The organism is Nostoc sp. JL34 (genome assembly GCF_017114945.1).
Classification (GTDB): Bacteria; Cyanobacteriota; Cyanobacteriia; order Cyanobacteriales; family Nostocaceae; genus Nostoc.
Genome location: NZ_JABXKQ010000115.1, coordinates 1 through 7,344, shown reverse-complemented (window position 1 = coordinate 7,344; position 7,344 = coordinate 1). Strand labels below are relative to the sequence as shown.

At 39.2% G+C, this 7,344-nt stretch carries 9 protein-coding genes; 7 read left to right on the top strand and 2 right to left on the bottom strand.

The features are described from left to right. Window positions 1–22: 22 nt before the first annotated feature. Complete coding sequence (locus HWQ44_RS20305; protein ID WP_292722268.1) at window positions 23–3,001, bottom strand: Tn3 family transposase; 2,979 nt, start codon at window positions 2,999–3,001, stop codon at window positions 23–25. Between the two features lie 23 nt (window positions 3,002–3,024). After that, window positions 3,025–3,492, bottom strand: coding sequence for a zinc ribbon domain-containing protein (locus HWQ44_RS20300; protein WP_012412872.1), 468 nt, complete (start codon window positions 3,490–3,492; stop codon window positions 3,025–3,027). Window positions 3,493–3,579: 87 nt separating this feature from the next. On the opposite strand from HWQ44_RS20300, the gene HWQ44_RS20295 reads away from it, so the two are divergent. The 7 genes from HWQ44_RS20295 to HWQ44_RS20265 all read left to right on the top strand — a co-directional run bounded on the left by HWQ44_RS20295 (window position 3,580) and on the right by HWQ44_RS20265 (window position 6,921). Then, window positions 3,580–4,473 (top strand): tyrosine-type recombinase/integrase, encoded by an 894-nt coding sequence (locus HWQ44_RS20295; protein WP_292722258.1) that lies wholly within the window; start codon window positions 3,580–3,582, stop codon window positions 4,471–4,473. A 196-nt stretch (window positions 4,474–4,669) separates the two neighbouring features. After that, window positions 4,670–4,855, top strand: coding sequence for a hypothetical protein (locus tag HWQ44_RS20290; protein ID WP_292722256.1), 186 nt, complete (start codon window positions 4,670–4,672; stop codon window positions 4,853–4,855). 15 nt (window positions 4,856–4,870) lie between these two features. Next, window positions 4,871–5,098 carry a hypothetical protein gene (locus HWQ44_RS20285; RefSeq protein ID WP_292722254.1) on the top strand — a complete coding sequence of 76 codons (228 nt, stop codon included), beginning with the start codon at window positions 4,871–4,873 and terminating at the stop codon, window positions 5,096–5,098. A 62-nt stretch (window positions 5,099–5,160) separates the two neighbouring features. Further along, window positions 5,161–5,490 carry a hypothetical protein gene (locus tag HWQ44_RS20280; protein WP_292722251.1) on the top strand — a complete coding sequence of 110 codons (330 nt, stop codon included), beginning with the start codon at window positions 5,161–5,163 and terminating at the stop codon, window positions 5,488–5,490. A 38-nt stretch (window positions 5,491–5,528) separates the two neighbouring features. Further along, on the top strand, window positions 5,529–5,744 hold the full coding sequence (locus HWQ44_RS20275; RefSeq protein ID WP_292722249.1) for a hypothetical protein: 216 nt from the start codon (window positions 5,529–5,531) through the stop codon (window positions 5,742–5,744). A gap of 33 nt (window positions 5,745–5,777) precedes the next feature. Further along, window positions 5,778–6,311: a hypothetical protein gene (locus HWQ44_RS20270; protein WP_292722247.1), complete on the top strand. Its 534-nt coding sequence runs from the start codon at window positions 5,778–5,780 to the stop codon at window positions 6,309–6,311. Window positions 6,312–6,549: 238 nt separating this feature from the next. After that, a complete protein-coding gene (locus HWQ44_RS20265; protein ID WP_292722244.1) occupies window positions 6,550–6,921 on the top strand; it encodes a hypothetical protein in 372 nt (123 codons plus the stop codon). Window positions 6,922–7,344: the final 423 nt, after the last annotated feature.

The window sequence follows — 7,344 nt, the reverse complement described above, 5'->3', positions numbered from 1 at the left end:
AAACCCATACCAAATAAGCATTTCAGCGATACTTATTTTCCTTAATCCGCAAAGGACGCAACTGGTCAAAACTGGTCGCCTGCTTCAAATTCCACACATAATCGCCAGTGAGATTGATATGCTCCCAACCCAACGGTGACAAATGTTGCAAATATTCTTCAGGAATATCCATCCCCTGTTTCTGCAAATAATCAACGGCTTTTTCTAAGTACACTGTATTCCACAGAACAATAGCAGCAATCACTAAATTTAAGCCACTGGCCCGATAGAACTGGTCTTCATAAGAGCGATCGCGAATCTCACCCAGACGATTAAAAAACACCGCCCTTTTCAGAGTATGTTTGGCCTCACCCTTATTTAGTCCTGTTGTCGCCCGTCGCCGCAGTTCTGGACTCTGCAACCAGGAGAGAGTAAACAAAGTCCGCTCAATTCTTCCCAACTCCCGCAAAGCTAAAGCTAAACGATTCTGCCGAGGATAAGAAGCTAATTTTCTTAACATCAAAGAAGCTGTCACCGTCCCCGTCCGAATTGAACTAGCAAGGCGTAGAATTTCATCCCAAGATTCCTGAATTAATTTCACATTAATCTTGTCACCGAGGAGGGGTGCCAAAGGCGAATCAGGAGAACTAGGTTCAAAAGTATACAATTTCTTATCAGGTAAATCGCGCATTCGAGGAGCGAATCTAAATCCCAGCAAATGGCACATTGCGAAGACATGTTCGGTATAGCCACTTGTATCCGTATAATGCTCCTGAATCTGTAAATCACTCTCGTGATACAACAAACCATCTAAAACGTGGGTTGCATCCCTAATCGTGGCATTAATTACCTTAACGTGAAAGGGGGCATACTGGTCAGAAATATGCGTGTAAAAAATCACGCTTCTATCTTTACCATATTTGGCATTGATCTCTTCATTAAAACTACGATGTCCAGCCGCTTTAAACCGTTGTCCATCCGAAGAAGATGTTGTTCCATCACCCCAATAAGCAGCAAAAGGCACTTGTGTATGGAAATTTACCACCTCAGCCATTGCTTTGGAATAAGTTTCATCACGAATATACCAATCTGCCACCCAAGCTAAACGCTCAAAGGACATTCCTTGAGTTGCGTCCGCCATCCGCGTTAAACCTAAATTAATCCCATCAGCAAGTAAGGCACTTAACAAAACAACTTTATCAGATACTTGTTCTCCTGAATGTAAATGCGTAAAATGTTTCGTAAATTGCGTCCAAGACTCAACTTCTACCAACAAATCAGTTAACTTAATTCTTGGCAGTAAACTATGAACTGTTCTGCTAAATCCATCAACCTCCTTTGGGACAGCATTGGTAAGAGGAGTGATAATTAACTGTTCGTTCTCTATCCTGACATCAACCAGTTTCTTTTCTGCCATTAAAGAAGAAACAAGCGCTAATTGTTCAGACAATTCAAGTGAGCGTTGTTCAATATAAGTAGTGAAATCCGTCGTTACTGCCACAGGTATCGTTTGAGAAGAACACATTGACTGCCATGAGCTATCTGCTAATAGATAATCCTCAAAATCTTGGAACTGCTTCGAGCCTGCTACCCAAATATCCCCAGAACGCAAGCCACTGCGTAATTCAGCCAAAGCACACATCTCATAGTAGTGACGATCAATAGTATCGCCTTTAACTACATGTTTTAACCAACGAGGTTTAACGAAACTAATATCCGCAGATTCCGGTACTTTTCGACCACCTGATATATTTAATTCTTTAATGACTGACAAAGCTTTTAGAATCGGTAAACTGGCTCCAGTAGCTTTAAATTCAAACGCTGACAACAATTTTGGTGTATACCTTCTCAATTGTGAATAACGATTATCAAGCAGTTCAAGATAATCAAAATCTGCGGGTCTGGCTAGTTTTTCAGCTTCGGCAACACTACTAATAAACTTTTCCCAATTTAAGACTGATTCAATCGCTTCATAAGCATCAATTGACTCATCTTTAGCAGCAATCAACGCCTTACCTACTTGAGCATACAATCGGACTTTCTCATTAATTGCTTTGCCATCGCGTTGAAACTTATCGCCGTGCTGATGCTCACTCTTGTTAAACAATTTACCCATCATTTTATCGTGCATTTCTATGGCATAATCGACTAATGACGCACTCCATTCAATGAGAAAAGCAACTAAAATAGCATAGCGTCTCAATTCATCTAACCTAGATAGGTGAGCAGGTGTAGACTTCGCGCCAGTTCTAGTAAATTGCAACAGACGATTTTGGTGTACTCGTTTCAAGCATCCAGAGTCGAGATTGAGATGGCGAATAAACTCCAGTCGTTCCACCACTTTTAAAAAGTTTCTTGGATTAGCTTGACCTGGTGGTTGACGTAGCCAAATTAAATCAGTCAGTTTTTTATCAGGCTCTACAATTAATAACTTGTCTAGCACCGTCTTTTGTAATGTTGTCAAACTTTTGGTCAACTCAAGACATACTAATTTTTGAGCGCGATGTCTGACCTCCCAGGCTAAACGTTCTACCGTAGAAATAGCTGGAATAATAATTTGGCGCAAGCGCATCTCATCAATCAACGCTCCCACAAGCGCCATCCCTTTATCTGACGATATTGCAAAAGGTAATAACCATTTTGAGAATTGCTTGTATGTAGATATATTAAAAGTATGAAATCCGAAATTATTTTGAATTTCTGCCAGATGTTCGCGTCGAGTTGTATCCCTTTGGGAATATTCGGTGATGATTGTCGGGTCAAGTTTTAATTGAGATGCAATATAAAACAGTACAGATTCCGGTACTATTTCTCCTAAACTCCAAACACGACCGGGGAAGCGTAGGTAAGATAACTGTACGGCGAAACCAAGACGATTGTGCGGTCTACGATGCTCTTTGATAACTTTGAGTTCGTCATTACTAAAAGTATAGTAGCGAGCTATATCTCTTGTCGTGATAGAATCGGGGATTTCAGTAAATTGAAGTCGTTGTGTCGGAGATAAAAGTTCGCGCGTTGCCAATTAGATACCTGGATATTCAGTTTTTAAGAAGTAGTTTGATTTTGTTTATAATTCGCGCCACAGTAAGGGCAGAATTTAAATTTCAATGACATAATTGGTTCATTACAACTAACACAGCGATTCCGTAAAGCTGTACCACAAGCAAAGCAATACTTCGACCGTAAGTCTGTCCACATTTGGTCAGGAGTAGTTCCTGGAGTCCAACATTTAGGACAAAATTTTAACGTAGTTATTGTTTCTGGGGAGACTTTCTTCGCTGCCGCATCTAGGTACTCCGGTGGTATTCCCAACGCCGCAGCTAGACCACCTTTAGCCTTTTGATTGAGTCTATTCGTTTGTCCACCCTCAATTTTGCGGATGGTCTGGATATGTATTCCCGCTTTGAAACTCAACTCTTTTTGGGTTAAAGAAAGCTGACCTCGCAATCTCTGGACGTAATTAGCAAGCCCTTCTTCTCCCAATGGTCGCGTTGAATGTTCTGTTACAATCATCAAAATATATCTGAAAATATATTTGTTAATGATAAGTTAATATCTAAACCTTTATTCAAATAAATTGTAAAAAGCTCCTCTAAAGTAATGATGACTTTAGCAGCTTTAGCCACCAAATTTTTAGAACGTCCAGGACTAGCCAGAAGTACTCTGCGTTCATATCAGTCTACGATTATCCCCTTGCTCAAGGAGTACGGTCGATGGTCAATAGAAATCATCGACAGACAAGTTTTGGTGGAATATCTCAATCATCTAACTGATGTTTCCTATACGACCCACCACCGTCATCAAGCTGTAATCACGGCTTTGTTCAGTTTTGCTGTTGATATGGGATATCTCAAATCCAATCCGGTTGCGGGACTCACAAGACGTAAACCCAGTCGAGAACAAGGAGAACACGCTACTGATGAGGCTGTGCGTTACCTTACTCCATACCAATTAAGTATCCTGTATCGTGTCATCAAAAAAGATGTTCGTTTGTCTGCATTGGTGCGTTTGTTGCATACCAGTGGCGCTAGGATTGCTGAAGTACTAGCTCTAAATTTAGATGACATAGACTTCAAAGCCCGGAAATTTCAGGTTGTTGGGAAAGGCAACAAGCAACGGTGGTGTTTTTACAGTGAAGTAGCGAATCAAAGTCTAAATCACTACATTGAATATTATAGACATCCTAAGCATCCAGCACTGTTTACTGCTCAACAGCCAAAGACTTTGGAAGTATCCCGGCTTTCTTACCGCATGGCGCATAAATCCTGGATTAAGCTCATCAGAGATAGTCCTGAACTCCAAGAAATTCGTATTCATGACCTACGGCACACTTTTGCTACAGAGCGAGTGGGATTAATGGGGATTGAAGAACTCAGGGCGCTCATGGGACATGAAAGCATTCAGACAACATTACGGTATCAAAAAGTAACGTCAAAACGTGCAGAAGTTGTGGCACAATTGGCGTTAAAAAACCTACCAAATTTTTCTGAATAATTTCAGCATATAACTCATTAAATGTGATAATAAAAAAATACTTTTGCCAAAATATACCATGTTGGTGCAGGGAATACATACTACTCTGCACCAACAAAATAAGGGTAATCAACCACTCAGACAAAGCATCAGCCATTGCACTGAAAAACAATAAAACAAGATTATCCATTCAGTGACGAAAAGGGAATTACGACAAATGACAAATGACAATGAACAAATTGCTTATATTTCAACTAAACGACTATCCCAGCTAGACAGTGAGGATATGGAAGCGCTCAAAGATACGATCATAATTGAGGTTCCGACATCCCCTGATGAACTCGACGATAGCGAGTATGAAGAATGGATTAAGGAACACGCCTACGACTGGGAAAACAAGTAATCGAAAAAGGGAATTATGATTGACTTACTAAAAGAGGATTTAAAGCATTCCGAAAAATACAAAGGCTGTGACATTGACGTTTGGCGCGACGAACGGCGTAAATGCTATTTATGCGAATTGTACGCTCCTGTTGGTGACAGAATGCTTCTGCAAGAAAGGCATCCATTTTCAGATATACCCACAGCTATTGAGCAAACCAAAATGCAGATTGATAAATACTATAGCCTGCACTACAACGCTTGAAGTGACGAAATGGAGATTTTGAAATTTTGTACAATCATCTCATCAAAGCATGGATTTATACAATGAGAATTACTGAAATTTACGTGAGGAATAATTGTTTAGTATTTTGCACCGATGATGGATGTAAATCAATTTATCATTTATCAAATATTGTTGTAGACACAGGCTTATCAATAGATTCCCTCTCTGCCGAAAAACTACCAGAATCAAGAGTACAAGAAATTATTGAAGCTGAAGGCGAACAAATATCAATAATTGAAATCAAAGGCTCAATTGGTAGATTAGAAAATGCTGAAAATTGCCTTGATGCTAATTATAATGAAGCTGATCACAGCTGCTCTTATTGGTTTTCCGGGCAAATAAACAATATTTTAAATCAACTTTTCTTGTAAAGCGACAAATGGAGCCTATATGACCAGAGGCTAGAACAGTGGGTAAAAGAAAATTAAAACCCGGCGATCTAGTAACTTTTGAATCGCACGATGAACAGTGTAAGCCATTTCAGCAATTTGGCACTGTAAAGCACTATCTTTATCCACACTTTCACCCAGATGGATACATTGAAATTGTGGATGAAGCCGGCGACACAATTCTTTTCGGCAACGCAGGTAAAGGGATTCAGAAAGTTAAAAAGCAGATTGATTAATTTGTGTTTGCGGCAAAATGGAGATATCGAATAATGACCGAACTATATAAAGCTGGAATCATTGAGGTAACAGAAGTAGAAGATGAAGATGAAGATGAAGATGAAGATTTATTTGACGTTGCGGTGCATTTTGACGGCGATATTTTTCTTCCCAGCGTTGTTTTTGAAGGCAAAGACCATGCATTGCGGCAAGCTAAAAAGCTCTATGATTGGCTAGAAACTAATCCAAAAGAAATCAAGGGGGAGCGACTGCGTTGGCAATCATATACAGTTACTCGTGAATTTCTAAGAGAGTATCCAGCCTGCTATTTACCTTACTACTATTCAACATACAAGCAAAGTTTAGAAGTTTCAATTGTTGAGCCAAACCAAGAAGCCATTGCTTATGGTTGGTTGAGCGCTGAACCTTTACCTTACTGTATGGATAAAGAAGATGGTTTGGTAGTTATTGGAGACATTTCAGATGATGCTGTGTTAGCTGGTTGGCATAAAGCTACTGATATACGCATTCATATCTATTCTTTTATCTACCAGTTAAATAGCAGTGACAAAATGGAGATTAAGTAAGATTCCATCTTATCGATAAAGAAGAATTTCGATAATATGGATTCTTTATAAATCTTGAAGGAATTAGCGAATTCAGAGATAGCTGACCCTGTTAGATTATTGAGGCACATGAAAAATATAAATATACTGGCATTACTGGAATCTGGCTTTGTTTCATGTCAAATACCAACAATTGGCAAGCAAAAATAAATGAATAATAGACTGTCTAAATCTCATAGCAAGGGAATAAAAATAAAAAATGAATATCAAGAGTGAAAAGTATGCTGGTTTTCAAACTTGGTCAAAGCAAGTTGTATCTTGGCGATGTATTCCTCCAATAGTTTCGATTGACATTGAACAAGAACGTAGTTGCGTGTGGTTTAATGTAGGTGGCGAAAATCGTCCTCTTGTTAGGTACGAAATTTTTTCCAATATGGGTGGTTGGCAAAGTGGTCATGAAGCTAATGCTGCTACTAATCCATCGGCTTTTTCATTAGAAGAAGCCAAATATTTATACAACCAACTTATTACTGGCAAGATGAATAATGAAGTCAAGTCAATTTTGACTATTGTCGCAATTGCTAAAAAACATGAAAACAGTCCTCAAAATAAAATGGGATACCAGAAATAGGGTTAGATATAGCTCCTGCTGACACACTGTTTGGTTTAAATAGCAGTCTAGAAATAAAGGGATTAAACCAAGCAGTGCCTAAGTTTTAGTAGCAGGAACACTCTTTTAATATGGATGAAGTTGGAGGATTTGCGGGCGCTTTCGCCTTTAATTTGGGGTCATGTTAATCCCTATGGTACTTTTCGTTTGGATCTCAATATCAGGTTGCCAATTGAAATAGGGTAAATGTGTCTAAAAATACTAATATTAGTATTTCTGAGAATCTTATAGCCTGAAAGTCATTCATAGCAATATTTTCAGCCTATCTTGCCTCTGCTGAAAGCTTCGCTGTATCTACGCCAAATTACACCTATAGGAGGCTCAATCTCACTTACAGGTGTTGTTGAAAAATGGGTGGCTAAGATGCTTATGGGGGAAGCCTTT